The organism is Lawsonibacter sp., from assembly GCF_022777125.1.
Taxonomy (GTDB): Bacteria; Bacillota; Clostridia; order Oscillospirales; family Oscillospiraceae; genus Lawsonibacter_A; species Lawsonibacter_A hominis.
In genome coordinates this window covers 1-26,214 of record NZ_JALFGV010000137.1, presented here as the reverse complement: position 1 = coordinate 26,214, position 26,214 = coordinate 1, and the positions used below count along the sequence as shown (strand labels likewise).

General features: G+C 60.6%; 23 protein-coding genes. 5 read left to right on the top strand and 18 right to left on the bottom strand.

What is annotated here, in order from left to right:
- On the top strand, positions 1-205 hold a 205-nt coding region (locus MR825_RS11135; protein WP_287880762.1), incomplete at its 5' end, for a hypothetical protein.
- 110 nt (positions 206-315) lie between these two features.
- Here the strand turns inward: MR825_RS11135 and MR825_RS11130 are convergent.
- Entirely contained in the window at positions 316-966 is a 651-nt protein-coding gene (locus tag MR825_RS11130) for a GntR family transcriptional regulator (RefSeq protein ID WP_186906401.1), read from the bottom strand.
- Between the two features lie 354 nt (positions 967-1,320).
- Between MR825_RS11130 and MR825_RS11125 the strand changes: the two genes are divergently transcribed.
- Both MR825_RS11125 and buk read left to right on the top strand, forming a co-directional pair.
- Positions 1,321-2,253, top strand: a complete 933-nt coding sequence (locus MR825_RS11125; RefSeq protein WP_287880760.1) for a phosphate acyltransferase — start codon at positions 1,321-1,323, stop codon at positions 2,251-2,253.
- A gap of 13 nt (positions 2,254-2,266) precedes the next feature.
- Entirely contained in the window at positions 2,267-3,340 is a 1,074-nt protein-coding gene (gene buk, locus MR825_RS11120) for a butyrate kinase (RefSeq protein ID WP_186906400.1), read from the top strand.
- 73 nt (positions 3,341-3,413) lie between these two features.
- Here buk and MR825_RS11115 read toward each other — a convergent pair whose 3' ends face one another.
- The 14 genes from MR825_RS11115 to MR825_RS11050 form a co-directional block, all read right to left on the bottom strand.
- The gene (locus tag MR825_RS11115; RefSeq protein WP_186906399.1) at positions 3,414-4,139 is read right to left on the bottom strand and encodes a GntR family transcriptional regulator; all 726 of its coding nucleotides are present in this window, start codon (positions 4,137-4,139) and stop codon (positions 3,414-3,416) included.
- A gap of 139 nt (positions 4,140-4,278) precedes the next feature.
- A complete protein-coding gene (locus tag MR825_RS11110) occupies positions 4,279-5,010 on the bottom strand; it encodes an SDR family NAD(P)-dependent oxidoreductase (protein ID WP_186906398.1) in 732 nt (243 codons plus the stop codon).
- Positions 5,010-5,981 carry an SIS domain-containing protein gene (locus tag MR825_RS11105; RefSeq protein ID WP_287880757.1) on the bottom strand — a complete coding sequence of 324 codons (972 nt, stop codon included), beginning with the start codon at positions 5,979-5,981 and terminating at the stop codon, positions 5,010-5,012. The genes MR825_RS11110 and MR825_RS11105 overlap by 1 nt, the downstream gene beginning before the upstream one ends.
- Before the next feature lie 65 nt (positions 5,982-6,046).
- On the bottom strand, positions 6,047-7,120 hold the full coding sequence (locus tag MR825_RS11100; RefSeq protein WP_287880755.1) for a sugar ABC transporter substrate-binding protein: 1,074 nt from the start codon (positions 7,118-7,120) through the stop codon (positions 6,047-6,049).
- 52 nt (positions 7,121-7,172) lie between these two features.
- The gene (locus MR825_RS11095) at positions 7,173-7,583 is read right to left on the bottom strand and encodes a cupin domain-containing protein (protein WP_186906395.1); all 411 of its coding nucleotides are present in this window, start codon (positions 7,581-7,583) and stop codon (positions 7,173-7,175) included.
- Between the two features lie 70 nt (positions 7,584-7,653).
- On the bottom strand, positions 7,654-8,304 hold the full coding sequence (gene deoC / locus MR825_RS11090; RefSeq protein ID WP_186906394.1) for a deoxyribose-phosphate aldolase: 651 nt from the start codon (positions 8,302-8,304) through the stop codon (positions 7,654-7,656).
- A 292-nt stretch (positions 8,305-8,596) separates the two neighbouring features.
- Positions 8,597-10,198: an FGGY family carbohydrate kinase gene (locus tag MR825_RS11085; RefSeq protein ID WP_287880753.1), complete on the bottom strand. Its 1,602-nt coding sequence runs from the start codon at positions 10,196-10,198 to the stop codon at positions 8,597-8,599.
- A gap of 1 nt (position 10,199) precedes the next feature.
- Positions 10,200-11,165, bottom strand: coding sequence for an ABC transporter permease (locus MR825_RS11080; protein ID WP_186906392.1), 966 nt, complete (start codon positions 11,163-11,165; stop codon positions 10,200-10,202).
- An 11-nt stretch (positions 11,166-11,176) separates the two neighbouring features.
- Positions 11,177-12,157 (bottom strand): ABC transporter permease, encoded by a 981-nt coding sequence (locus tag MR825_RS11075; RefSeq protein WP_186906391.1) that lies wholly within the window; start codon positions 12,155-12,157, stop codon positions 11,177-11,179.
- Positions 12,150-13,673 carry a sugar ABC transporter ATP-binding protein gene (locus tag MR825_RS11070; protein WP_287880750.1) on the bottom strand — a complete coding sequence of 508 codons (1,524 nt, stop codon included), beginning with the start codon at positions 13,671-13,673 and terminating at the stop codon, positions 12,150-12,152. The genes MR825_RS11075 and MR825_RS11070 overlap by 8 nt, the downstream gene beginning before the upstream one ends.
- An 18-nt stretch (positions 13,674-13,691) precedes the next feature.
- The gene (locus MR825_RS11065; protein WP_287880748.1) at positions 13,692-15,176 is read right to left on the bottom strand and encodes an FGGY family carbohydrate kinase; all 1,485 of its coding nucleotides are present in this window, start codon (positions 15,174-15,176) and stop codon (positions 13,692-13,694) included.
- Between the two features lie 405 nt (positions 15,177-15,581).
- Positions 15,582-16,481 (bottom strand): LysR family transcriptional regulator, encoded by a 900-nt coding sequence (locus MR825_RS11060; RefSeq protein ID WP_256175239.1) that lies wholly within the window; start codon positions 16,479-16,481, stop codon positions 15,582-15,584.
- Between the two features lie 127 nt (positions 16,482-16,608).
- A complete protein-coding gene (locus MR825_RS11055) occupies positions 16,609-17,559 on the bottom strand; it encodes a TIM barrel protein (RefSeq protein WP_186906387.1) in 951 nt (316 codons plus the stop codon).
- 13 nt (positions 17,560-17,572) lie between these two features.
- Positions 17,573-18,247, bottom strand: a complete 675-nt coding sequence (locus tag MR825_RS11050) for a TIGR00266 family protein (RefSeq protein ID WP_186906386.1) — start codon at positions 18,245-18,247, stop codon at positions 17,573-17,575.
- 200 nt (positions 18,248-18,447) lie between these two features.
- Here MR825_RS11050 and MR825_RS11045 point away from each other — a divergent pair, with 200 nt between their 5' ends.
- A complete protein-coding gene (locus MR825_RS11045; protein WP_186906385.1) occupies positions 18,448-19,029 on the top strand; it encodes a hydrolase in 582 nt (193 codons plus the stop codon).
- Between the two features lie 47 nt (positions 19,030-19,076).
- Here MR825_RS11045 and MR825_RS11040 read toward each other — a convergent pair whose 3' ends face one another.
- Genes MR825_RS11040 through MR825_RS11030 form a run of 3 tightly spaced genes read right to left on the bottom strand, consistent with a single transcriptional unit; the run spans position 19,077 to position 25,259 of the window.
- Positions 19,077-22,520 carry a GLUG motif-containing protein gene (locus tag MR825_RS11040; protein WP_287880744.1) on the bottom strand — a complete coding sequence of 1,148 codons (3,444 nt, stop codon included), beginning with the start codon at positions 22,518-22,520 and terminating at the stop codon, positions 19,077-19,079.
- Positions 22,507-24,957, bottom strand: coding sequence for an efflux RND transporter permease subunit (locus MR825_RS11035; RefSeq protein ID WP_186906383.1), 2,451 nt, complete (start codon positions 24,955-24,957; stop codon positions 22,507-22,509). Before MR825_RS11035 ends, MR825_RS11040 begins: the two co-directional genes overlap by 14 nt.
- Entirely contained in the window at positions 24,954-25,259 is a 306-nt protein-coding gene (locus MR825_RS11030; RefSeq protein ID WP_256175234.1) for a hypothetical protein, read from the bottom strand. The genes MR825_RS11035 and MR825_RS11030 overlap by 4 nt, the downstream gene beginning before the upstream one ends.
- A gap of 198 nt (positions 25,260-25,457) precedes the next feature.
- Between MR825_RS11030 and MR825_RS11025 the strand changes: the two genes are divergently transcribed.
- Positions 25,458-26,102, top strand: a complete 645-nt coding sequence (locus MR825_RS11025; RefSeq protein WP_186906381.1) for a TetR/AcrR family transcriptional regulator C-terminal domain-containing protein — start codon at positions 25,458-25,460, stop codon at positions 26,100-26,102.
- Positions 26,103-26,214 lie beyond the last annotated feature (112 nt).

Sequence of the window (26,214 nt, the reverse complement as noted above, 5' to 3'; positions counted from 1 at the left end):
GACGAATGGTGTCCAGGACCAGATTTACAGTCTGCCGCCTCCCGGTCTTGCAGGCTGCAATGCCGTTATCGCAGAGGTCCCGAATCATGGAACGATACAGCACCCCCTGTTTGGTGTGGATATAAGAGATGTCCGTTACCCTGCAACTTCCCGCTGCGTTTTTCCCTCTGCCGGCATAGCCTTGATTTCAGGCAGCAACGCTTGAACGTGTGTGTAATTCCGTTTCCCCATAACAAGACCCCCTGATGTAGTTTATTTCCCTACATCAGGGGGCCTTCTGTCACTGTCCGTTTTTACTGGTCCTGTTCACGTATCTCAGCTGGTCTTTTCTTTCAAACAGCGCAGGATACCGGGCAAGGCGCGCTCTGCGTTTTCCCGCAGGGCGGCGATGATGGCATCCGGATCATTCTTGAGTACACCCTGATAGATCCGTTCAAAGTCGGCCTGGTTCTTCCCGTGTCCCGCACAGGAGCAGTAAAGGTAACGCAGCAGCAGCTGCTGGCCCTGAATGGCGATCATGCTGTTGTCCAGACGCTTGTTGCCGCAGTTGTGGTAGAACACGCCCACCAGCTCGTGGACCGCTCCTACTTCTTCCTGCGGCGTTAACGCCTGCTCATAGCGCCGGATCTGCTCCCGGATCTCCAGCGCCATCCGCTGCCGGTCCCCCTGCCGGAGCGCCAAACGGACCGCCGTGACCTGAAGGGTGGCGGCCAACTCTTGGATCTCCCGTACATCGTGCTCGTCTAACATAAGGACCCGGGCGCCCACATTGTTTTCATATACCACCAGTCCCTCCTGCTGCAGGCGGTTGATGGCCTCCCGGATGGGGGTGCAGCTCACGCCCATTTGGCTTTGCAGCTCGTTGACATTGAGGTGGCTGCCCAAGGGGAGCTGCATCGTGATGATATTCTCTCTCAACCGCTGATAGATCTGATCCACCAGGGATTGCTTCTTGATCGCTGCCATGGATTCGACTCCTTTTCCGGACGGTCTGCCCTCGATGGATAAAAGACGGCACGGTCTGGCGGCGGGTTTCCCATCGGGCCGCGTTGCCCCGGTGGACAAAGGCCGAGCCTTTCTCACATCCGCCCTGCCGGGCGCTGTTCTCCCCAAATTTTCTCGGAGCTGCCGTGCCTGATCCGTTGAGGGTAATATCTTGCAATATATAAATTTATCATAACAGAACCCTCCGGAAAATGCAAGCTTTCCCCCTTCCCCGCTCCGTGATTTCCTCGGTAATTTCCCGAAAAAGAACTTGCAATTTTGCTGAAATGTGATATGCTTAATGCAGAATAAATCTTGCAAGATACAAGATGCCGGATGCATCATCTGAAAGGACTGATCAATATGGTTTTTAAGACGTTCGACGAGTTGATTGCAAAACAGAAGGGACACCCCACCATGGCCCGGATGGCGGTGGCCGCCGCCGGGGACGAACATACCGTCGAAGCCGCCCTTATGGCCCGCAGGGAGGGTATTGCCCACCCCATTCTGGTGGGTAGCAAGGCGGCCATCGACCGTGCGCTCGCCCACCTGGGCGAGCATGTGGCCGACGAGGATATCTTTGACGTGCCCGATCCGGCGGAATCCGCCCGCTATGCCGTAGGTCTGGTCCGCCAGGGCAAGGCCGACTTTCTAATGAAGGGCAAGCTGGACACCTCGGTGCTGCTCAAAGCCGTGGTCAACAAGGATGAGGGGCTGGGCAAGGGCGGCGTTATGAGCCATTTTACCGCCTTTGAGTGCAGCGGCTATCACAAGCTGATCGTTCCGGTAGACGGCGGTATGGTCACCTATCCCTCGCTGGAGCAGAAAAAATGCATCATTGAGAACACCGTAGGCGCTCTGCGGACCATGGGCTACGACATGCCCAAGGTGGGCGTGCTGGCCTGTGTGGAAAAGCTCAACCCCAAGATGCCGGAGACGGTGGACGGCGATGCGCTCAAGCAGATGAATCAGCGCGGTGAGATCAGCGGCTGCATCGTGGAGGGCCCCATCTCCTATGACTGCGCCATGTCGAAGGAGATCGCCGACTTCAAGGGCTATCAGAGTCCCTGTGCCGGCGACTGCGACGTGCTGCTGGCCCCCAACATCCACGCAGGCAATATCATGGGCAAGATGCTCACCGTCACCTGCGGCGCCAAGATGGCCGGATTCATCGTGGGCGCCAAATGCCCCATCGTCATGACCAGCCGCGGCTCCTCCGCTCAGGAGAAATACCTGTCCATCGTCATCTCTGCCGCCGCGGCCCGCTGAGGAGGAAGCAACTATGGAAAAACTGCTGATCCTGAATCCCGGCTCCACCTCCACCAAGATCGCGGTGTTCGAGGACGAAACGCCCCTCTTTACCGAATCCATCACTCATACGCCCGAGGAGCTCGCTGCCTTCGACTGTGTGGCCGACCAGTATGAGTTCCGCCGGGACCTGGTCATCGCGACGCTGAAAAAGCACGGCGTGGCCCTGGAGTCCCTCACCGGCATCGTCTCCCGGGGCGGCCTGCTCCCCCCCATCGAGGCGGGCGCCTACGAGGTCAACGACGACATGGTATGGCAGCTCAAAAACAAGCCCCAAAACGAGCATGCCTCCAACGTAGGCGCCATGATCGCCCGCGCCCTGAGCAAGCAGTACGGCATACCCGCCTTCATCTATGACGGGATCACTGTGGATGAACTGCTGCCCATCAACAAGATCACCGGCCTGCCCGGCATGCGCCGAAAGGGCATGGGCCACAACCTGAACACCCGCGCCGCGGCCCTGCGCTACGCCCGGGAGAACGGAAAGGCCTATGCGGACGTCACCGTCATCGTGGCCCATTTGGGCGGCGGCATCTCCGTCAATCTCCATCACAACGGCAGGATCGAGGATTTTATCAACGACGAAGAGGGGCCCTTCTCCCCGGAGCGTGCCGGGGGGCTGCCCATGTTCGACGTGATCAAGCTGTGTTTTACGGGCGCGTATGACTATAAGAGCATGATGAAGCAGGTCAAGAGCCGCGGCGGCCTGATGGCCCACCTGGGCACGACCGACAGCCGCAAGGCGGAGGAGATGATCGCCGGTGGCGACGAGCATGCCAGGCTGGTCTACGACGCCATGGCGCTGAACGTCTGCAAAAACATCGGCAAGATCGCCCCCGGCGTGTGCGGCAAGGTGGACGCCATCCTGCTCACCGGCGGCATCGCCTACTCCAAGTATGTCACCGATTACATCACTGAGCACGTTTCCTTCCTCGCGCCCGTGGTCGTCTACCCCGGCGAGGACGAGATGCAGTCCCTGGCCCTGGGCGGCCTGCGGGTCCTCCGCGGCGAAGAAACCGCCAAGCGCTTCCATAAGTGCGAGAATTGAATCTCCCTTCCGCCAGAAAGAGGCTTTATCCCACAAAGGGATAAAGCCTCTTTCTGCATCGACCGGGGGGACGCTATTCCTGTACTGTGTATTTTCCGTTGATCAGGGCGACATAATACTCGATCGGGGCATCGCTGGCATCATAAACTTTGCTTTCACAGCGCAGCAGAGCGGTATGCTTTCGAATCTCCAGCTCCCGGATCTGCTCTTCCGTGTCCGCACAGCTGCATTCAAACGTCCGCACGGCATGATGCGGTATGATGCCGTACCTTTCCTCCAGTATCTGATACATGGAGGCATTGGTAAAGTGCTCCTGTTCGATCCCCTCGCAAATTTTGTAGGGCAGCCAGTCCTCCACAAACGTGTTGGCTTCGTCCCGGATATAGCGGATACGCCGCAGATAAAAGGCCCGCTCCCCCTCCTTCAGCTGAAGTGCTTCCCGCACCGGCTTTGGAGGGATCACCACAGCTTTTTCCAGAACCTTGGATGTCAGCGGGATCGTTCCGCCTTGGCTGGAGATCGCCGTAAACCCTTTTACACGGTCCTTGTAGCCCACCGTGTTGCTGAAATCCTTGACAAAGGTCCCCTTGGATTTTTCACGCACCACATAGCCGTTCCGGGCAAGATCCAAAATCGCCTGGCGCACAGTGGCCCGGCTCACATTATACTCCTCTACCAGCGACACCTCGGTCGGCAGCATGTCGCCCGGCTGCAATTCTCCCATCTTGATCCGGTTGAGGAGGATGGTATAGAGCTGATAATACAGCGGGATCGGAGAGTTTTTTTCTAATGTCGCCATCAGGCACCGCCTTCCCAAAAGAGCAATGGCACTGCCCATCTACAGACGAACCACGATGGGTACAGTAACAGTCTATTGTTATTTTATAATATTTGGAGAAAAATATCAACCTAAAATTATCCCTTACATATGTTCGTACTTATGGCGTCAGGATGCCTCCGTTGATCTCAAACGCCTGGCCTGTGATCCATCCGGACGCCCGGTCGGCCAGAAAGCTTACCGCACGCGCAATGTCGGCCGGCGTGCCCAGACGCTTGACGTGCATTTCCTTGAGCCAGATCTCCCGCTTTTCCTGCAGCGTCTCCCGGATCATATCGCTTTCCACGATCCCGGGACAGACCGCATTCACCGTCACGCCGTTTTCTGCGATCTCCTGCGACAGCGCCCGGGTAAATCCAAGCAGCCCCGCCTTGGAAGCACAGTAGTGTACATGCCTGCGTGAGCCACGCCGGGCGCTCATACTGGCGATATTGACGATCCTGCCGTATCCCTGTGCCACCATGCCGGGCACCAGACATTTGCAGGTACAAAACGCGCTCTTCAAATTAATCGCCAGCGTCTCGTCCCAGAGTTCCTCCGTCAGTGCGTCAAAGCGGCAGTGGGTCTGAATGCCCGCGTTATTGACCAGAACCGTCACCGTCCCGAACTGTTCCCGCACCGCGCGGCAATGTTCCTCCACCGCGGTAAAGCTGGATACGTCGCAGTGGCGGTAGTACAGCCGCCCTCCCGCAAACACCCGAAGAAACTCCGCCGCGCTGACGTCGTCCACATCGAAGAAAACCACGCGATAGCCATCCTTCAGCAGCGCTTCACAGCAGGCCCGGCCAATACTGCGGGCGCCGCCCGTTACCAAAGCCAGCATCTGTTCCATCATAATTCCCCCACACTATCGACCACATGGCGCAAATGGTCGGCATCCACGCCGCAGGCCCGCCCGATCTCCGCCGCCAGGCCGGTCTGGAAGGTCAAGAGCGCCAAACATTCCTCCACACTGCGAACCGCCGCTTCCAGCTTTACCGCCAGCGTCCCGGCGGGCGGCTCCGGCCCGCACCAGAGCACCCGGCAGCCATAAGACACCAGTTCTTCCGCGACGCGGCGGTCATAGGCCAGGGTCCGTACTCCCGGCACCGCTGTGACCAGACAGTCCCGGTCCGCCCAGGAGCGGGGTCCGTGACGGAATTCCAGCAGCCCCCAAACCTCGCTGAATTTCTGAGTGATCTCCCCGTTTTTCAGCATCAATTCCTTTAAAAGCGGCAGGTAAAAGGGCGCGCCCAGACAGATCATGCGGCGGATCTCCATCCCCGTCAGCGCGCTGCGGTAGATCGCTTCCGCCTGTTCGAGCGCGGCCCGCGCCAGGTCGGGCGTGCGGGGGGATACCTTCAGGCCGCAGCAGAGCGCCAGGCATAAAAGCTGCGCCGTGGAGGAATAGCTCTCCAGCACCAGCGCTTCCCGCGCAAACGGGATCACTCTGGAGCTGCCGCAAGCCAGATCCAGCGGCGAACCCGCCGTACACCCCAGGTAAAAGGTCGAAAAGCCCGCTTCCTGCGCCGCACGCTGAGCCAGCACGGTCTCCCTGGAAGCCCCGCTGCGGGAGAGAAATAAAAAAAACGCCCCCTGCTCCCTGATCCGGATTCCATCCTCCAACAGCTCTGCAGCCTCTACCGCCAACGCCCGTCTTCCCTGAACGCCGCAAAGGCCTGCCATTTGACTGCAGAGATAAAAGGAGGTCCCGCAGCCGCAGAAGACCAGAAGCGGGGCGCGGGTCAGCGCGGCTTCCTGCTTTTCCTCCATGACCCGCTTCAGGATCTGAGGGGTACGCAGCAATTCTTCCCGATAGTCCATAGTGCTCCTTTCAAAAATACCCGCTCCCGTCCGGCGGGACAGGAGCGGGTATGGGTCCGTTTGCCTCAGGCCTCAGGGTACAGCGTGGTCCAGGCGTCCTCAACCGTCATAATGGCGGGCGCGGAGAACCATGCGTTGGGATCGGTCTTCTCGATCAGAATGATGGGGGCATATGCCTCGCCGGGCACCTGGTTCCCGTTCGCGGCACTGACGGCCATCTCCACCGCCCCGGAACCAAGCCGGTCGGGGTACTGGCCCACTACCGCGGTCAGCGGAGAGTCCTCCTGCCGCATTTCCTCCAGCACGACCTGGTCGGCGTCGGTGCACACAACGAATATCTGGTCCTGGAGCCCCAGTTCCCGCACAGCCTGGGAGGCGCCGACGGCCGCCAGGCCCCAGGAGCAGTAGATGGCGTCGATATCACTGTTGCCCTGCAGGTAGGATTTGACTTCTTTGTAGTAGTTGTTTACCGCATCCTGTGTACCGATGGAGATGGTCTGCACCACATTCAGATCCGGGTAGTCCATGATGACCGCATCCAGCATGCGCAGGCGGATCTCCAGCGAGTGCCAACCCGGCGTATCCAGCGCCAGAATATTGCCCTTTCCGCCCAGCTTGTTGGTCACATACAGCGCCAGCTGCTCGCCGCCGTTGAAGTTGTCGCTGGTCAGGTTGCAGGTGGAGTATTCAGAGGTGATATCCACCGTAATACAGGGAATGCCAAGTTCGGCCATCTTCTGCATGACAGGCGCAAACGCGGGGCCCTCTCCGCCGCCGATGATCACGGCGTCCACATCCATGGTGAGGAAGTTTTCGATATCGGATACCTGCTTGTTGGAGTCGCCCTGGGCATTTGCAGTGATCAGCTCAGCGCCCAGCTCGGCGGCCTTGTCCTCTACGCCGGCCAGGATGCCGCGGTTAAAATCGTTGGTCAGATGCTGGGAGGACAGGGCGATCTTCAGCCCCGCTCCGCTGGTGGAGGCGCTGCTATCCGGCGCGGCGGAGGGCGTCTCGTCCGAGGCTGGCGCGGAAGGTGCGGCGGATGGGGCGGAATTGGCCGTGTCTCCTCCGCAGCCTGCGAACAGGCCGAGCATCAGGATAAGCGCGATTGCCAGTGCAAAATGCCGTTTCAGTTTCATTTCTGTTCTCCTTTCAATCCGTATGTATTTTCTTCCAACGATGGTTGCTGGCTTACCCGACCAGATCGTCCAGCGTGAGGCTGAGTCCCTCGACGGTCTCCCATTTGCGGATGTTCTTTTCCGGCCCCATGGGGGAATAGATAAACAGGAAAACGAATTCCCCTTCCCCCGTGTTGAGGAGCTTATGCGCTTCTCCGGCCGGGACATAGGTGATGTCGCCCCGCTGAAGCTCCACCTCGCTGCCGTCTTCCATGCGCATGATTCCCTGTCCCTTGAGGTAGATCATTACCTCTTCCTCCCCCGCATGGGTATGGAACTCGGATGCCTGTTCTTTGTTGTACACGCCGATCCCCACAGAGAGATTCTGCGCCCCTTCCTGGGCGTCCACCAGGATCAGGTTGTCCCGCACGTTGGGCGCCGCGGCCCGGTAGACGGGCAGCGCGCCGATGGACAGTTTCTTCACATTTTTACCTCCGTTCATAATTATGTTTATTCGTTTAAATGTATGTACATTTCAACGCAGCAAAAATTGTTTACACCATCAGCAAATGCGGATTGCTCGCGCCCAAACGCGTGGCCCCGATATCCAGAAGCTGCTCGGCAAACTCCCGGGTACGGATACCGCCGGATGCTTTGACCTGCAGGGAATCCCCCGCCTCCTGCACCATGAGCCTGACATCGTCCAGCGTCGCGCCGGCGGCGGCAAAGCCGGTAGAGGTCTTTACGAAGTCCGCGCCCGCCCGCTTGACGATGCGCACTCCTTCCCGCTTCTGCTCGTCCGTAAGGTAATAGTTCTCCAGAATTACTTTCGTCACCTTTCCGCCGGCGGCGGCCACGAAGCGCTTGAGCTCATCTTCCAGCTCGGCATACCGTCCGCTGCGCAGCCAGCCGATGTTGATCAGGATATCCGCCTCCGTGGCGCCCTTTGCAAAGGCGTCGATGGTCTCAAAGACCTTGGACTCCGTTGTAGAATAGCCGTTTGGAAAGCCGATCGGCGCGTCGATCCCCACGTCGCTTTCCGCCAGCAGCTCCTTGGCATAGGGGATCCAGGCACAGCCGATGGCCACCGTTTTGAAGTGGAACCGCCGTGCCGCTTCCAGGTGCTGGCGCATATCCTCCTGCGTCACGTTTGGCTTCAGCAGGGTCGCGTCAATGTAGCGGGCAAATTCCTCATTCGATCTCATAAGTCTGATCTCCTTATTTTAAAATTAGAGCTTGTTTCAATCCTGGGACCGGACTGCGTCTTTTAACAGGTCCGCGGCGATGGAAGGCGCTTTTTGCCGCTGGACCGCACAGCCTCACATCTTGCTTCCCCCGCCCGGCACCGCCGGGCGGGGATGATCCGAAACGAGTGCGCCGGCCTGGCTCCTCCCCTGCCGTGAAAACGCTCTTTTTCAGAAGCGCGCTCATTTCACGCAACTGCTGCCGGGCTTGCGTCGGAAAGTCTCCCCCTCCTTCAACCAGGGCCCAGGGCGCTCAGCGCAGCTTCCATGGGTTGGCCTTCTGCGTTTCGCTCCGTGTAAGGGGCGGCTGCCACATACTTTTGACCAGCCCGCGCTCCAGCAGGTCCAGTCCGTTCTCATACAGCGCCCGCCACCGGGCGTATTCCTCCAGATAGACGGCGTGGTTTCCAAGATCCGGTTCGTAGACGCGCTCCTGCCGTACCAGCGCCTTCACCGCTTCGTCCGTGCTGTGGTAGAGCCCCGCCCCCACGGCGGCGTAAATCGCCGCGCCGATCGCCGTTCCCTCCTTTTCCACTGGCGTGATCACGGGCTTTCCCAGCACGTCGCTGAGAATTTGACACCATACCGGGCTGTGGGCCGCTCCGCCCGAGAGTACGAGCTGCCGCGGCAGGTCCGTCCGTCCGGTGATCCGCCCCACGTTGGCATACTCTCCAAAGGCCTGATAGCAGGCGTTTTCCAGGATGGCCTTGAAAAATACGCCCCGATGGCTCTTTGCGGGATCCAGGATGTCCCACCCCAGGAAGGTGGGGGCGCACATCCGCCAGTTTTGTTGGTTGGCCACATCGGAAAACAAGACCTGCAGGCCATAGCTTCCGGCCGGTACATCCAGGGTGAGCCGGTCCAGCAGATAGTAGGGATCCAGTCCGCAGGCCCGTGCGGTCTCCTTCTCGTAGGCGCCGAACACGTCGCGGAACCAGCGAACGGTGAGTCCCACATAAAAGCCAACGCCCTCATAGATCCACTCGCCCCGTTCCGAGTGGCAGCTCAGGCGGGTCCGGTACTCCGGGTCGGTATGCGCCTCATCCGCGATGTGGCAGTCCAGCCAGTAGGTCCCCCCTACGATCGCCGAGGTCCCCACCCCCATCGCGCCAACGCCCACCAGGCCGGCCTGGGTATCGGCCACGCCCGCCGTTACCAGCGTACCAGGCGCAAACCCGGTCTGCTCGGCCACCGCCGCCCCTACCCGTCCAAGCACCGTTCCAGCATCCACCACTGGCGGGAAGATCTCCTTCGGAAGGCCGCAGCGCTGCATCAGCTCCTCCGACCACCGGCGGGTATGCAGATCCAACAGGAGCGTGGAGGAGGCGTTTCCCGGCTCCACAGCGATCTCGCCGCACAGCCGATAAACCACCCAATCCGAGACCAGCATAAATTTTCCCATCCGGTCAAACGCCTTGGGATCGTGACGCTTGATCCACATCAGCCGGGGCAGGCCGTGCAGGGTGGGCCAATCCCCTGCCCGGTCGAACACCTCCCGTTCCAGACCGGCTTCCCGCAGTTCTTCGCCGTCCATGCGGCTATCCATATTGAAGCAGCCGTAAAGCACTTCCTGGCCGCTCTGGTCCATACAGAATATCCCATGGCGAAACCCGGAGGCGGTCACCGCCACCACATCGGCAGGGTCTACCGACGCCAGCGCTTTCCGGGTGCATTCGCACACCAGGGGCCAATTAAGTCTGGAATCAAAGTCATAGGCCCCGGGGATCGTACTGTTCTGAGGCACGTACCAGTCGCGGGACGCCACGCCGATCTGCCGGCCGGTCTGCATATCAAACAGGATGCAGCGCACATTGGACGAGCCGCAGTCGATGGTGGCGATATACCGCCCGGCCATCTCAACTGCCTCCTCTGCGCTTTTGCCGGACCAGCGCCAACAGGAGGATGATGACCAGCAGCGTCCCCTTGCACACATTGAGGGCTGTAACCGGGATGCCGATCATGGACAGGCCGGTCTCAAAAGAGCGCAGAAAGAGGGCGCCGAATGCGGTCGCGTAAATAGATATTCTTCCCCCTACCAGCGTTTTGCCCAGCAAAACGACCAGCAGGGAATCCATCAGGAACGAGGAGCCGTGATCCGGGGACACATATGCCTGGGAGGCGCCCAATACCAGCCCCAGCACCGCGGCCAGCAAGCTGCACAGCACATAGGACAGCAGCGTAAAGGAACGGATCTTTACGCCGGAGAGCTCACTGGCAAATTGGTTGAGTCCGGTACCCCTCAGATAGCGGCCCGCCGGGGCATATTCGGTCGCCAGAACCAGTGCCGCCAGGAGCACCAGGAAGAGGACCAGCGGCATGGGGAACGGTCCCAGACTGCCGGAACCCAGGAACTTATAGGTCGCGGGAAACCCATAGGAGATGGACATGCCCCCCTCACTAAATAAATACTGGAGCCCCTGGGCCAGGAACATTGTGCCCAGCGTGGCCACGAAGGGCGCGATGCCCAGGCGGGAGATGCAGATGCCGTTGATCAGCCCGAAGGCCAGAGCGATTCCAAGAGCGATCAGAATCCCTACCGCCAGAGGCAGCTCATCGAACACTACAGGCCACATGCCCGCCAGTGTCGATACGCCGGCCACCGCACCCACCGACATATCCACGCCGCCCGTCATCATCACTAGCGTCATTCCGCTGGAGATAATCCCCAGCATGGCGGCCTGGATCAGGATGGAGCGAAAGTTGGTCAGAGTCAGGTAATTGGGCTTGAGCAGCGTGAAGATCAGTACCATGGCCAGGTAGATCAGCAGGGTGCCAAGCTGCTTCAACCGGCCCAGCCGTCCTTTTATCAGGTCTGTTTTCATCCCGCTCCCCCCTATCTCAAGTCTTCCTGAAGCATCACGCTGCGGTTGCTGACCGAGAGGATGGCGGCAAACAGCAGTACGATGCCCTGCGCGATGAGCGTATAGTAAAACTCCATGCTGAGCAGCGTGAACGCCGTGGAAATGGAGGTGAGCATCAAAGCCCCCACCAGAATACCGGGGATATTGGCCCGCTTCGTCCCCAAGATCGTTTTGGCGATGTACGTCACGGCCAGTACCGGCAGCAGCAGCCGTTGACCGGAATAGATGATCGAACCGCTGGAGCGCAGTGCGTTGAGCATCCCGCCCAGTGCGTAGAACACCCCCGCCAGCACAAACATGACCAGTTTGATCCGCTTGACCGAGATCCCCGCAAACTTTGCCGCGTCCTGGGACAGCCCGACCGCCTGGATGTGCAGCCCCAGCTTGGTTTGATGCATCACCAGGTAGACCGCCGCGAAGAGCACCAGGGTCAGAATCACCATCACCGGCACCGGCCCCACCGAGGCGGTGACCACCTTGACCACCGGGTGATCCCGTACCCACAGGCTGCTGCCGCCGCAGTACGCATACTCCAGACCCTGGGTCAGGAACATAATCGAGATGGTCGTAATAAAGGAGCTCAGTCCCGCGCAGGCCACCAAAATCCCGTTGAGCAGTCCGAACAGCGCCCCCGCGCCGATGCTGACCGCCGCCGCCAGCAGCGGACTGCTGCCGTTTGCAATAAAGCCGCAGAACAGGGAGGCGGAAAGCCCCACGATACCGCCCAGCGAGAGATCGCTCTCACCGCTCATGTTGACGAAGGTCACGCCCAGGGCGATAATCAGCGTCGGCGCACTCTGTGTAAGAATATTGATCAGATTGGTCCCCGTCCGGAAGCTGCCCGACAGCAGGCAAAACACGGCGATCAGGACCGCAAAGGTAAGCAGCGAGCCCCACACATCAAAGAACTTTGCCAGCGTCATGCCGGTCCTGTCCGCTCTCTTTTTATCCATGCTCCCGTCCCCCCATCGTCAGGTATACGATCTCCTCCCGGTTGGCCTGACAGGACACCTGCCGCGATACGACCCGTCCATTGAAAAGGATCACCATACGGTCGCTGATGGAAATCGCCTCGTCGATTTCGGATGACGCCACCACGACGGCCTTTCCCTGACCCGCGAGTTCATGGATCAGGGCGTAGATCTCACTTTTGCCCCGTACGTCGATCCCAACCGTGGGTTCATCGAAGAAATAGATGCCGGAGTCCCCTACCAGCCATTTGGCCACGACTACCTTTTGGATGTTTCCGCCGGAGAGCGTTTTGACGGGGACCTCGGTCCCGGGCGTTTTTACCTGAAGCTTGGCGCAGAACTCCTCTACGGACGCCCGCTCCCGCTTCTGCCGGATCAGGCCCAGCCTTCCGGTGAATCTGCGCAGAAAGGCGATCGTCGTGTTCTCCCGCACGGTAAAATCCGGGACGATCCCGTTTCTCCGCCGGTCTTCCGGGATCAGGCAGATCCCATGCCTTTTGGCCGACCGGGGGCCGGTAAGCCGGATCTCCTTTCCATCGAGGGTGACGGTCCCCGCATCCGTCCCCCGTATGCCCATGATGGCCTCGATGATCTCCGTCTTGCGGGAACCGACCGCTCCGGTAAGCGCCAGGATCTCTCCCGGCCTTACCGCAAAGGACACGTCTTCGATCAGTCCGCGCACGCTGAGATGCTCTACCTTCAGCACAGGCTCCTTGCCTTCCAGCGCGGGGTCCATCGGCCGATGCTCCCCGCTTCCCTGTACCACGCCCACCATTTTATAGACGAGTTCTTCCTGTGTGATTTCTCCCAGCGGCCAGGTGCCGGTGTAGACGCCGTCCCGCAGTATCGTGACATGGTCACAAATTTTGAACAGCTCCTCCAGCCGATGGGATATGTAGATGATCGTGATCTCCCGCTCCGCCTTGCACCGCCGGATGGCGTCGAAAAGCGCATCGGTCTCGGAGGCGCTCAGGCGGCTGGTCGGCTCATCCAGAACCAGTATCTTGGGGTTGCGGTACAGGGCACGGACGATACAGACGATCTGCTGTTTGGCCACGGACAGCTCGGAAATCTGGGCTGAGGAGTCCACAACGCCGGGCATGAACCCATCCAGCGCCTTCTGCGCCTCGCTGGTCATCCTTGTCCAGTCGATCAGGCCGGCTTTGCTGCGGGGCTCGATCCCGATCATGATATTCTGCGCCACAGTAAAACCGGGTACCAGCTCCAGCTCCTGGAAAATAAAGTCGATCCCATAATCACGGATATTGCCTGCCGTAGACTTGGACAGGCTCTGTCCATGGAGCAGGATATCGCCGGAGGTCTGTTGGTAGACCCGAGCCAGAATCTTGATCAGTGTGGACTTTCCGGCGCCGTTGGCTCCCATCAGTGCATGGATCTCTCCCTGGCCGATCGAAAAGGATACGTCGCTCAGGGCTTTTACGCCCGGAAACTCCATACCGATATTTTGAAACTCCAGGCACGCTTTTTCCGAACTCACGATGAACCTCCTCTTCTATTATCTGACCCAGTCGAGCGACCGCTTGACCGCTTCCCTCCAGCCTGCAAGCAATTTCTCCCGCGCCGCCGGGTCAATATCCGGCTCGAAGGCTCGATCCAATACCCACAAGCTCCGAATCTGTTCCTTATCCTGCCACAGCCCGGACGCCAACCCCGCCAGATATACCGCCCCCATGGGCGTTCGATCGGTGTTGGCGGGCCGCTCGATCCGGCAGCCCAGGATATCCGCGAAGCTCTGCAGGACAAAATCACTTTTGGCCACACCGCCATCCACGCGCAGCGTGTGGATTTTCAGTCCGAAACGCTGTTTCAGCGTATCCATCACATCGTTGGTCTGCAGAGCAATGGACTCGATTGCCGCCCGGCAGATATGGCGCTTATCATGGAACCTGGACAGGCCGATGATCAAAGCCCTGGCTCCCGAATTCCAATGGGGAGCGCCCAGTCCCTGAAACGCGGGCACAAAATAGACCCCGCCCGAATCCTCCACCTGCATGGCCAGCGCATCGATTTCTTTGGGACTGTCCGCGATCCCCAACTGATCGGTGAGCCATTCATTGATGGAGCCTGCTACATAAACGCCGCCCTCCAGCTCATACGTCAGCTCTCCGGACCGGTTTGCCGCGATAGCGGGAAGAATGCCGTTGGCCGGCGGTTCGTAGCGGCCCGTATAGGTCACCAGATTGAGACAGGTGCCGATGGTGCACTTGGCCTCCCCCCGCCGGAAACACGTCTGTCCAAACAGGGCGCTCATCTGGTCCCCGATTGAGGCCATGACCGGCAGCGGTTTTTGGAACGCTTCCCGCGGCTCTACCGCAAGGCCGAAGCAGGCGTCACAGGGCCGCACTTCGGGCAGCATCTGTGGCGGGATCCCCATTTTTTCCATGAGAGCGTCGTCCCACTGGTTTTTGCGTACGTCAAACAGGAGGGTCCGTCCCGCGTTGGCCGAATCCGTCAGATGCTCCCGTCCTCCGGTCAGCTTCCACAAAATCCAGGTGTTGATATTGCCGAAACAGATCTCTCCCCGTTCCGCCCGCGCACGCAGGCCGGGATCCTGTTCCAGCGCCCAGGCGATTTTGCTGGCGGAATAGTAGGCGTTGTTCATCAGGCCGCTTTTTTCCGAGATCTCGTCGGCAAACGGCTCCCACCGCTTTACGATCTCCCCGCTGCGCACACATTGCCAGCTGATGGCGGGCGTCAGCGCCCTTCCGGTCGCCCGCTCCCAGAGGATGGTGGTTTCACGCTGATTGGTGATGCCGATCGCACGGATCTGTGCAAAATCAAATGCTGCCGCCGCCTCCAGCAGCCCATCCCGGACCGAAGCCCAAATCTCTTCCGGATCGTGCTCCAGCCAGCCTTCGTGGGGATAGTAGCTGTTGATCTTTCGATAGGCGCTGCACACCACCGCTCCGTTCCGGTCCACCACGATGACCTTCGAACCGGTCGAGCCCTGGTCAATCCCCAGGATATAGTCCCCATCCATAGTCGTGCCCCCTTCGTCCAAGTGCTTTAATGTACGTACATTCTATCTTTTGGACATATAATATCACAGTCGCCCTTTGTTTGCAAGTATCTTTTTTATATATTTTAACCAAAGCTGGCATATTCCTTGCTTACTTGTCCACTGCGGTTAGTCCTGTGCCAGGACGCAGCGCTGCAGCGGGCCTGCAGGTCCGTCCGCTGGCCCCCGCAGGCCCAACTGCAGGTACAGTCCCGGCTCGCATCACAAAAGGCAGCCCCGGCGGTATCGAACCGCCGGGGCTGCCTCAGTGTGCCGAAAATAACGCCTTCTTCGATGGCATGTGCGCCTGCGAAAGCTCAAAACGGACCGCCGTTGGCGGCTTGTCGCCTTACGCGGTCTGCAGGGGCCGCCGTTTTTAAGGCCGCCTCAGGATGCGCCGGACACCCGGAATTGGGCCAGACGGGTCAGTTCGTTGACCAGCAGGGGGACCGCCGGGTTCTGGGTCGCCTTACGCCAGACCAGGATCACCTCATGGCTGGAGTCCAGCGTGATATACCGGAACGCGTCATTGGTCACCTCGCGCGCCCAGCCGTCCATGACGGCCACCCCCATGCCGTTTTGCACCCACAGGACCATGGACTCGATGGTCGGAACGATCTGGAGCTTTGGGATGAAGCCGTATTGCGCGCAATACTCCCGCACCAGCGCGCAGGTTCGGTTGGCGTCGTCGTCCACTACCACCACAAAGGTCTCGTCCCGAAAATCCGCCGGTTTGGGGCTGGCCAGCGCCGCCTGGGGGCTGCGTGCGGAGTAGAGGATGATGCGCGGGATTTCCGTCAGCCGCTGCACCGCCAGGGCCGGGTTCTTCTCCGCGGCATGGTCGATGGTCATGACCACATCCAACCGTTCTGCCTTGAGGGCCTCGATCAGCGCCAGGAAATCCCGGCTCTCCATAGTCAGGCCCACATTGGGGTAGGAGGATCGAAAGCGCTGAATGAGTTCCGGAAAAAAGCCGGATACGTCCCAGCCGGAGGGACACCCCACCGCCACCACTCCAGCCTGGGCATTGTTGGCCTGGCGCGCCTGCTCCACCGTAGCGGAGAACGCCTCCCGGCAGCGGGTGAAATAATTATAAAACAAGATCCCCGCCGCCGTCAGGCTGGTCTTTTTGCTGGTACGGTCAAACAGGGTAAAGCCGAGTTCGGCCTCCAGGGAGGAAATCTGCCGGCTGATGGCAGGCTGCGTCACATAGAGCTCCTGGGCCGTACGCGTAAAGCTCCGGTTGCGGGCCACCGCCAGAAAATATTCGATTTGCAGCTGATTCAAGACGCTTCCTCCCCTCCTGTACCTGTCAGGCCGGATGCCGCATGTATCCTCCAAACCGCAAGGCAGGTCGTTTCTTCCTCCGTATTATAACAGAAAACGCTCCGTTGGCAAACCCCTCCGTTTCCCATCAGCTTCCCAGCGCAAGGTTCTGCCGCCGGACCGCCGCGGCCCGGCTTGCGCGGTCATGGGCGCAGAGCTCATGGACCAGATAGTCCGGTGCGATTCGTTCCACCAGTCCCCGAACCGCCCCATCGGTCCAGGGCCGGTGGGTATCAATATTCAAAATATGGCGGTAGCTGGCCGCAAACCGCTCCAGATAGTCCTCCGGCAGAGGCGGCAGCGCGCCTGTGTGGGCACGGACATAGGGACCGCTGAGGGACTGATGCAGATGGACGCCCTTGATATACCGGCACAGCGTTCCGTGGGCGTCCAGCATACGGTGGATATAGGCCGCCCCCTCCGCCTGGGTACGCAGGTTCCGGTCCGTGTTCATCAGGTGTCCCGTATCCAACAGGATCCCTTTGCGCGCAAAGTGGATCTTCTCCAGCAGGCTACCGGTCAGGGCCGGGTCTGTGAAGGTGAATCCGGGCCACCACTGGTTTTCCACCAGGAACTGAAAAGGCCAGTCCCGGCCGTCCAGCAGCCGGTTGGCAAGCTCCGCCGCCGCGTCGATCACCGCCGCGTGGCTGTGTTCCCAGCGGTAGGTATATCCCTCCTCGATGGATACGTCGGACACATGGAAGACCACATACCGCGCCCCCCACGCCAACGCCCGCTTCAAATCCGCCCGATAAAGGTCCAGCAGAGTCTGCTCCCCCTCCGCCCCGCCGTAAAACGCCCTCCAGACCGGCTCAGAGCCGAATTTCCGCATCAGCGCCGCCCGGTCCCCCCGCCAGAAGTCCAGCCAGTCCGGATAAAAGGTCAGATGATACCCGAAGCGCAGTCCTTCCGGAATGCTCCAGGGCGGCTCCACGCCGCCCCATACGCCCTCCAGGCCGTCACAGCCGCAGGCTGCGACCGCCGCGGGCAATTCCGCCGCGTACTCCTCCAGTACATCCGCCGCCAACGGGAGGCTCATGAGCGTATACACATCAGTTGCCCGACGGGAAGAACGGCGCCAGCGCGGCCGCCACGCCGCTGACCGGCATGGTCTGCAAAACGATGCGTCCCGGCCCGGTGACCACGGTGTTGAACAGGCCCTCGCCGCCGAACAGCGCGTTCTTTACCCCCTTGACAGACTGGATCTCAATGGAACAGGCGGCGTCCATCATGGCCAGGTTTCCGGTATCCACCACCATCTGCTGACCGGCCCGGAGCTCGTACTCCACCGCGTATCCGTCTACCTCCAGAAAGGCCGTGCCACGGCCTGAAAGTTTCTGCATGATGAAGCCCTCGCCGCCGAAGAAGCCGGCGCCCAGCTTTTTCTGGAAAAAAACCGAAAGCTCCACCCCCGGCTCTGCGGCCAAAAAACCGCTCTTCTGCACGACCACAGGGTGCTCCGGAGTGATCTCCACCGCCCGGATCGAGCCGGGAAAACTGGAGCCGAAGGCGATCATGCCGTCCCCCTGGGCAGTATAAGTATTCAAAAAGATCGACTCCCCGGAGAACATGCGCCCAAAAGCCTTGCCCAGCCCGCCCGCCGAGGTCTGCATCTGCAGATTGGGGCTCATCCATACCATGGAACCGCGCTCCGTAATCATAGATTCTCCCCCCGCCAGATGGCAGATCACCACAGGCATGGGCTCGCCGACGATCTCATAGTTCATATCGAATGCCTCCTGTTCAAATGCCGCCCGGTCTTCTCCGGACAGTCTCCTGATCCCATGGACCGGGAAGGAAAACGGGCGCCCCCCTCCCGGTCTCCTTCCTGCATTCTAACACAGGCCCCGCTCCGCCGCAAGGGCTTTACAGGAGGGCGGCTGTTATGGTATCATGATACAAAACGGAAGCAAAGGAGCCGATTTTCATGCAGTTTACCCACGAGCAGGCCTGGGACCTGCTGAAGGAATACAACCAGGAGCCGTTTCATCTCCGCCACGCCCTGACGGTCGAGGCCGTAATGGGCTGGTTTGCCGATGCGCTGGGCTATGGAGAACAGGCGGAGTTTTGGCGTCAGGTCGGCCTGCTTCATGACCTGGATTTTGAACAGTGGCCCGACGCGCATTGCGTCAAGGTCCGGGAACTGTTGGAGGCTCGCGGCGCGGACGCCGCGCTGATCCACGCCGTCGTCAGCCACGGCTGGGGCATGACCGGGGCGGATGCCAAGCCGGAGCACCCAATGGAACAGGTCCTTTTCGCTGTGGACGAGCTCACCGGCCTCATCGGGGCCGCCGCCCTCATGCGCCCCTCCAAAAGCGTACAGGATATGGAACTCTCCAGCCTGAAGAAGAAATATAAGGACAAAAAATTTGCCGCCGGCTGTTCCCGCCAGACCATCGCCCAGGGGGCGGAAGCGCTGGGTTGGGAGCTGCCGGAACTGCTGGAGCGGACGCTTCAGGCCATGAAGGCCTGCGAGGCCGATATCGAGGCCAAGTGTGCATCACTGTAAAACCATCACGGCCCCCGGAGCACGCAGCGCGTGCTCCGGGGGCCTTCTTATTTCTCCACAGTCTGCCTGCGCCGCTTTTTCCGGTGCAGACACAGCAGCATCCCAACGCTCACAGCCGCCAGGACTGCGGCCGCGGCGATGGCGATTTTTCCCCCCGCCCCGCCGTAGCTCACGGAAACGGTCACGGCCGATCCCGCCGCCTGAAATTGAAGATAGGCGCCGAAGTAGGAATACGCCGTATCCTGCCACACACCGTCCTCCAGCACACGGACGGCGCTCACCCGCTCGCCGGGACGCGGCAGATAGCGCACGGTATGTACTGCCGCGCCATCCGCCGGGATGGTCAGCGCCCAGGTCTCACCGGCATCCTCCTCGGTCCCGCTCCGGACGGCGGAGAGGACGTCTTCCCCGGTAAAGCTGCCCTCCACCAGAAACACGCTGCCCCCTGACTCCCGCTGCCGGCCGCCGGCCAGAGCGGTTACGCATGGGGTATAGACCGCCTCCACCGTCTCGTCGAAGGTAAGCTGATCAAACTCGGTCCGGCTCCAGGCGGCAGAATAACCTTCCTTGGGCGGGACATCCGGAACCTCCTCCGCGGACAGCGAGCCTCCATAGTCGAATGCCACCCTTCCAACCGGCGCGCCGTCCGCCCAAAAACACAGCGAGAAGGTTCCGAACTCCGCCGGAGCTCCCTCCAGAGACAGCAGCGTATCATAGTCTACCGGCTCGGCCCGTCCGGAGTAGCTGAACCGGTCCAGGCCCGCCAGCGTATCCGATACGAACAGGTTGCCGGAAAAGGTCCCGTCCACGCTGCCGGAGATGGCCCCGGCAAACTGCACGGCATCCTCGATCCGTACCAGCGCGCGGCAGTCGGTGACCACACTCCCCGCGCCCACGATCCCGCCGGTATAGCGCCCGCCCGACAGCAGGCACTTGGCCCAGCAGCGCCGGATGGCGGAGGCGGACTGCCCGGCGATACCGCCCAGATAGCTGCCGCTGCCGGAAGAAATGGAACCGTAGCCCTCGCTGTCCACCACGACGCCCAGGGACATGAGCCCCACGATCCCGCCGGCACAATCCTTTTTCACCTCCACCGCGCCCCGGTTGACGCAGTGCTGCACCACCGCCTTGGCCTCATAGCGGGCGTTGAGAATACTGCCGCCATCGGCGGTCAGATCGTCTTCCGGATCGAAATCGTACTCCACCGCCATAGCGCCTACGATCCCGCCCACGTTGCGGTCCCCGGCCACTGCGCCATAATTGACGCAGCCGGCCGCCTTTCCGCTGGCCGCGGCGCTCCAGTCTTCCTCCGAGGTGCCTGCAAAGCGGTCCGCCGACGAGATAGCTCCACTGCCGCGCAGCAGATCCAAAAAGCGCTCCATCACCACCAGGAATTGCCCGTTGACGGCCTGAAGGTCCTCCGTCAGCGTTCCCGCCGCGGCATGCACCGCGCCGCTGAGTCCATCCATTTCTTCCGATAGGCCCTCCATGGCCGCGTACAGGGCGTTTCCGGATGCACGCATCCCGTCGCTCAACGGCGCAAACTGGATCACACGCTCCTGAGACAAGTCCCGGAACAGGCGGTACCCGTCCCCCACCAGCCTTGTCGCGGATGCGGCCGCGTCCGCAAAGGCCCCTGCCGCGTCTGCCAGGGTCTGTACCGCCTCCTCCAGCCGTCCTGCGGCCAGACAGCCGTCTGCCAGCGTATCCCGCAGATGACCGGCGGCGGCCTCCGTGCGGTCCGCCGCCCGGCTCATCTGTAAAACAGCCGAAACCACATGATCCAGGGCATCGGACAGGCTCCGGGTATCCAGATTCACATTGTCCAGCACGGCGCGCACCCCCCGGGCCACGCTATGCAGGCCGTCGACGGCGGCTTGCAGCGCGGCGGCCAGTTCGTCCCAAGCAGGCTGAAGCGCATCCAGCCGCTCCAGCAGTTCCTTCCAGTCCTCCGTCGGCGCCAAGCCATCTCCGATCTGGCCCAAGGCCCGTCCCATGGCCTCCAGCGCCGTCCCCAGCTCGTCGATTCCCTGCGCCGCCTGCGCCAAGCCCTGACGGAGCGCGCTCTCGTCCTCCACCGTCAAGGCGTTCCCCGCCAACGCCAGCGCAGTCTCGATCTGCTCCAGGGCGGCCTTTGCGCTCTGGCTGGCGGCATCCAGATCATCCGCCGCAAGCTGCAGATCCCCAAGTCCATCGCCGCCAAGCGCGATCACCGGGACCAGCTGCTCCAGCGTCCGCTGCAGAAATTCGATTCCGCCGTCCACCTGCCCGGATACGTCCTCCAGCTGCTCCAGCAGCGGTACGGTCCGCTCCAGGGTATCGGCCAGCAGCTGGGAAAAGCGATTGATCTCCGTCAAATTTTCATCCGACCAATCCGCCGCCCCCTCCGCCAGTCCTTTGGTCTGTGCAAGCGCGGAATCGGTATAACCGGAGATCTGTTCAAACCGGCCGGAGATGGTATCGGAGCTTTCGTCCATATCCCGCAGGGCCCGGTCCACCATGGCGTTCAGGCCGTTCAACTCCTCCTCCAGGCGCGAAAGTCCGTCCTCGTCGGCCACAAGGATGATATCCGGCTCCATCTGCCCTGCAATGCCGCCCACTTCTTTACGGCCGTTCACCCGGCCGTGGTTGATGCAGCCGCTGAGATACCCGCTGGAGCACCCCACCACGCCTCCTACGTTGTAGCCTACGTGGGGATAGCCCACACTGCCGTAATTGGAATCACTCAGCAGCAGGCCGGAGGAATATCCGGCGATGCCGCCGGTATCGGTGGCGCTGTCCACCAGTTCCGTGGTATCCGTGTCGGTGATCGCTGTGACCAGATCGCTCTCCAGCTCCGACAGGCCGCTCTGCCCGTCGGCGGCCAGCGTGTTCACACTGGCACGGTTGGTACAGCTGGAAATGCTCCCCGCATTTTTCCCGGCGATGCCGCCAGTATAGTGCTCTCCCCGGATGCTTCCTGATACGGTACAGGATCGGATGCTCCCGGACGCCTCATTCTTCCCCGCGATCCCGCCCACGGTACCGTCCCCGGACACTGCCCCGTAAAAGGTGCAGTTCAGCAGCTTTCCGCAGTTGATCCCGGCGATCCCTCCCACCTGCGTCTGCGCCCCGGACGGACAGACGCTGCCCGCCACGATCAGATTGCGGATCAGTCCGGTCTCCGCCACGATGCAGAACAGTCCGGTAATGGAATCTTCCGCTCCGATCCGCAGGCCGCTGATGGTATGGCCCTGTCCCTCAAAGGTGCCGCTGAAAATCGGGATCGGCTCAAATTTCATCCCGCTCAGATCCAGGTCGCAGCGCAGCCGTACGATTTTCCCCTCCGACCAGGTGTCCAGCGCACACTGTTCGGCAAGCTGCGCCAAATCCTGCGCAGAACGAATCTCGATCTCATTTTCCGCCGCCCGCGCCGCGGCCGCAGGCGCAGCCGGTCCCACGCACAGCACAGCCGCCAGCAGCAGGGCAAATATCCGTTCAAGTTTCTTCATGGCGGTCCTCCGTTCCCTCTGTGACCTCTCCGGGCAGAACGTTGACGTTCACGTCGCCCTTTACCCGGGCGTGGACGACGCCCACAATCTCGCCGGAAATCGTACCCCGAACCAGGCCGTCCAGCCGCACGCTCCCGCTGGCGCTGCGGGACTGGAGGGGAAGGCTCACGCTGAAGGAGGTCTTCTCGATGACCCTGTCCCCCAGCAGCAGGATCTGCGGCAGCACCAGCATCACCAGGAAAATCGAGATAAAGGTGCCCCGGCCCAGACACTGTCCGATGCCCGCGATGGCAGCCTCGGAAGTCAGCCGGCCGATCAGCGTGCCGGCGATGGCCAGCATCAGCCCCGAGGTGATGATGGTGGGAAACGCCAGATTCATCGTCTCAATGATGGCGTCCCGGTGGTTCATGGTCCGCTTGAGCTCCCCAAACCGGCTGGAGATGACAATGGCGTAGTCGATATTGGCGCCCATCTGGATGGAACTGACGATCAGGTAGCAGATGAAAAACAGAGGCCTCCCCGTCAGGGCTGGCACGGCAAAATTGAGCCAGATGCTGCCCTGGATGACCAGCACCAGCAGGATGGGCTGACCCACCGATTTAAAGGTGAACAGCAGCACCATCAGCACGATGAGGATGGACACCACCCCCACCACGGAATTGTCCCGCTCGAAGGTCTTGCACAGATCGTATTGACTGGTGGACTCGCCCACCACGTAGACCGTGCCGTCGTAATACGTTCCGGCGAGCGCATGCAGCTCGTCCAGGAAGGCGAAGGTCTCCGCGCCCTCTTCCGGTAAATTCAGATAGACCAGCATGCGGCTGTAGTCCTCGCCCTGCAATTGGAGACGGGCGTTGTTCATCTGTTCATAGGCCTCTTCCAGGGTGCCGCGCAAATCGGCCTCCAGGGTGATATAGCCCTGATCCACCTCATCATAGAGGAAGCAAACCATATCGATGAGGGGAACACTGTAGGAGGCGAGCCCGTTGACAATCTTGGCATAGTCTGCGTCGCTGGCGGCATAGGCGGCGTAGAGCAGCTGGGCCGCCTCATAGTCCAGGTCCAGCAGTTCGGAAAACTGCCGGGGGGTAAGCCGGTCGGTGAGCCTATAACCGTCCATGGCTTCCACATTGGCAAGCCCCAGGGCGGAGTCCACCTCTTCCCGGTCCTCCAGCGCGCGCAGCAGCTGCCCCTCCGCCTCGTAATTGCCGGCCGGGACCACCAGCGCCACCATATTGCTGCCGCCGAAGTTGTCCTCGATCATCTGCTGGGCGATCTGGGTGTCGTTCTGGATGGGGGTCGTCAAGGTACTGTAGCCATAGACGTAGGGGCAGTCGCCCGCGATCACCGCCGCCGCGATCACCGCGGCCAGAAAGACCGGCGGGACGATCTTCCGCGTAGCATAGGCCAGCTTTCCGACAAAGGGGATCTTGGGTACGAACACCCGGTGGCCCGTGCGGTCCATCAGACCGCTGAAGAGCATCAGCAGGCCCGGCATCAGCAGGAAGACCGTCAGCAGGCTGATCACGATGGCCTTGATAAGCACGATCCCCAGATCCGGCCCGAGCTTGAACTGCATCAGCGTCATGGCAAACAGCCCGCCAATGGTGGTCAGGCTGCTGGCCGAGAGCTCCGGGATGGCCTTGCTCAGCGCCACGATCACCGCCTCGCGGGCCGGCAGCACCTCGTGCTCCTCCCGGTAGCGGTGGCAGAAAATAATGGCGTAATCCACCGACAGGGCCAATTGCAGCACGATGGTGACCGAGTTTGAAACGAAGGAGATGGTCCCCAAAAAGAAGTTTGTGCCCATCTGGATCACCGCCGCACTGACAAACGTAAGCAGCAGGACCGGGACCTCTGCATAGGTCTCTGAGGTAAACAGCAATACCGCCACCACGATTATGGCCACGTATACGATGATGACGCTCATCTCGTCCGCGATGGTCTCGGAGGCCGTATTGCCCAGGCTGGTGGAGAGGTAGGCGTCATAGCCCGAGAGGACGCCTTTCACCTGCTCCAGCGCATCCAGGCAGCGCATATCCGCTTCATCCCAGTCCAAGGTGATCTCGAAGAGCGCGGAAACATTATGGTAGTGCTCCTGCGTATCGTCAAAGGCTACGGCGGATACGCCCTCGACCGCCTCCAGGCGCTGGGCCAGCGCCTGCGCCTGCGCATAGGAGAGGTTGGCCGCCATGACCTTAGCGGTACCGAAGGTGGTAAACTCGCGCTCCATCACGCTCAGCCCCTGACGGGTCTCAGTCGTGTCCGGCAGAAACGCCGAAATGGAATTTTCCACGCCGACCCAGCCGCGGGAGACCGCCGAAAAGGCGATCGCCAGCGCAAACAGCAGGAAGAATAAATTCCGCTTGTCCACGATAAAGGCGCAGATCTTCATCATGGCCTTGTTCTCCGTGGCGTTCCGATGTTCTCCGCTCATACCGTTTCCGCCACGCCAACCACATCGATCCCGCCGACCCGGCAGTCCATCCGGAACCGGATCCCCGTTTCACTGAGCGTACCCTCCGCGTGATAATGCAGCTCAGACATCAGCGTGACCAGTACGCCCGAAAAAGAAACCGCGCCATCCTTATAGCGTCCATCCACAAAGGGACTGCACCGCTCCAGCAGATTGATGGCTCCGCTGAGGGCCCCGTTGTGCAGTTCCACCGCCATGGAGCCCCGGCGTACCCCCAGTGGAACGGCTGCTTCAATTTTGTAATGATAGGTCCCGTTTTCCATATCGTGAGCCTCCTTTTGACCCGTATACTCTACGCGTTCCGCTTCGGGGATAAAACGGGCAATGTGGATACCGTTGACTAATTTCAGACAGCAGCGGGGTATTTGCCTGGAAAAGGATCAATACAACGCGTCCACTTGACCTTTTTCTCAGACACTTGTATCATAGATCCATGGAAACCATACGCAGGAGGTGCTTCCATGACACATGCGGAACAGGCCAATCGGACCAAGGCTCAGCTTGCCGCCGCACTGAAGCAGAAGCTTCAGACCAAAGTCATCTCTAAGATCACCGTGAGCGAGCTGATCAAGGCGTGCAATATCAACCGCAACACCTTCTACTATCATTTCGAGAGCGTCTATGACCTTTTGAAGTGGATGCTGGAACAGGAGGCCATCCAGGTAGTCAAGCATTTCGACCTGCTGGTGGACTATGAGGAGGCCATTTCCTTCGTCATGGATTACGTGGAGGAAAACGAACATATCCTCAAATGTACCTGCGACGCGGTGGGGCGGGACGAGCTGAACCGCTTTTTTGCCGCTGATTTCCGGGACGTGATGCGCTCCCTCCTGGATCGGGTCGAGCAGGAGCTTGGCGTGCATGCCGAGCCAGCCTTTAAGGAATTCCTCTGCGCCTTTTACACCGAGGCCCTTGCCGGCATGCTTCTTGACTGGCTGCGCAACCGGGAACTGCGGGACCGTGCGAATACCGCCCGCTACCTGGTGCAGGTGCTGCGCTGTTCGCTCCCCGGCCTGCTTTCCTCCTCTGCGGGCGCCCCCGCACCCCCAGCCGCAAAAAACGCGCCGGGTCTCGGTTTGAACCGAACCAGTAAAAACGGACAATAGACAAAACGCCCCCTAATGAAGGAAAATGAAAGTACTACATTAGGGGGTATTATTATGGCAAGGAAGTATCAGCACACCCAGGAATTACTGCCTAAAATCAAAGAAATGCTTG

Excerpts from the sequence above, each read along its gene's own strand:
- MR825_RS11130 (WP_186906401.1), bottom strand. The coding sequence starts at position 966 with ATGGCAGCGATCAAGAAGCAATCCCTGGTGGATCAGATCTATCAGCGG.
- MR825_RS11125 (WP_287880760.1), top strand. The coding sequence starts at position 1,321 with ATGCATCATCTGAAAGGACTGATCAATATGGTTTTTAAGACGTTCGAC.
- buk (WP_186906400.1), top strand. The coding sequence starts at position 2,267 with ATGGAAAAACTGCTGATCCTGAATCCCGGCTCCACCTCCACCAAGATC.
- MR825_RS11115 (WP_186906399.1), bottom strand. The coding sequence starts at position 4,139 with ATGGCGACATTAGAAAAAAACTCTCCGATCCCGCTGTATTATCAGCTC.
- MR825_RS11110 (WP_186906398.1), bottom strand. The coding sequence starts at position 5,010 with ATGGAACAGATGCTGGCTTTGGTAACGGGCGGCGCCCGCAGTATTGGC.
- MR825_RS11105 (WP_287880757.1), bottom strand. The coding sequence starts at position 5,981 with ATGGACTATCGGGAAGAATTGCTGCGTACCCCTCAGATCCTGAAGCGG.
- MR825_RS11100 (WP_287880755.1), bottom strand. The coding sequence starts at position 7,120 with ATGAAACTGAAACGGCATTTTGCACTGGCAATCGCGCTTATCCTGATG.
- deoC (WP_186906394.1), bottom strand. The coding sequence starts at position 8,304 with ATGAGATCGAATGAGGAATTTGCCCGCTACATTGACGCGACCCTGCTG.
- MR825_RS11085 (WP_287880753.1), bottom strand. The coding sequence starts at position 10,198 with ATGGCCGGGCGGTATATCGCCACCATCGACTGCGGCTCGTCCAATGTG.
- MR825_RS11080 (WP_186906392.1), bottom strand. The coding sequence starts at position 11,165 with ATGAAAACAGACCTGATAAAAGGACGGCTGGGCCGGTTGAAGCAGCTT.
- MR825_RS11075 (WP_186906391.1), bottom strand. The coding sequence starts at position 12,157 with ATGGATAAAAAGAGAGCGGACAGGACCGGCATGACGCTGGCAAAGTTC.
- MR825_RS11065 (WP_287880748.1), bottom strand. The coding sequence starts at position 15,176 with ATGGATGGGGACTATATCCTGGGGATTGACCAGGGCTCGACCGGTTCG.
- MR825_RS11055 (WP_186906387.1), bottom strand. The coding sequence starts at position 17,559 with ATGAGCCTCCCGTTGGCGGCGGATGTACTGGAGGAGTACGCGGCGGAA.
- MR825_RS11050 (WP_186906386.1), bottom strand. The coding sequence starts at position 18,247 with ATGAACTATGAGATCGTCGGCGAGCCCATGCCTGTGGTGATCTGCCAT.
- MR825_RS11045 (WP_186906385.1), top strand. The coding sequence starts at position 18,448 with ATGCAGTTTACCCACGAGCAGGCCTGGGACCTGCTGAAGGAATACAAC.
- MR825_RS11040 (WP_287880744.1), bottom strand. The coding sequence starts at position 22,520 with ATGAAGAAACTTGAACGGATATTTGCCCTGCTGCTGGCGGCTGTGCTG.
- MR825_RS11035 (WP_186906383.1), bottom strand. The coding sequence starts at position 24,957 with ATGAGCGGAGAACATCGGAACGCCACGGAGAACAAGGCCATGATGAAG.
- MR825_RS11030 (WP_256175234.1), bottom strand. The coding sequence starts at position 25,259 with ATGGAAAACGGGACCTATCATTACAAAATTGAAGCAGCCGTTCCACTG.
- MR825_RS11025 (WP_186906381.1), top strand. The coding sequence starts at position 25,458 with ATGACACATGCGGAACAGGCCAATCGGACCAAGGCTCAGCTTGCCGCC.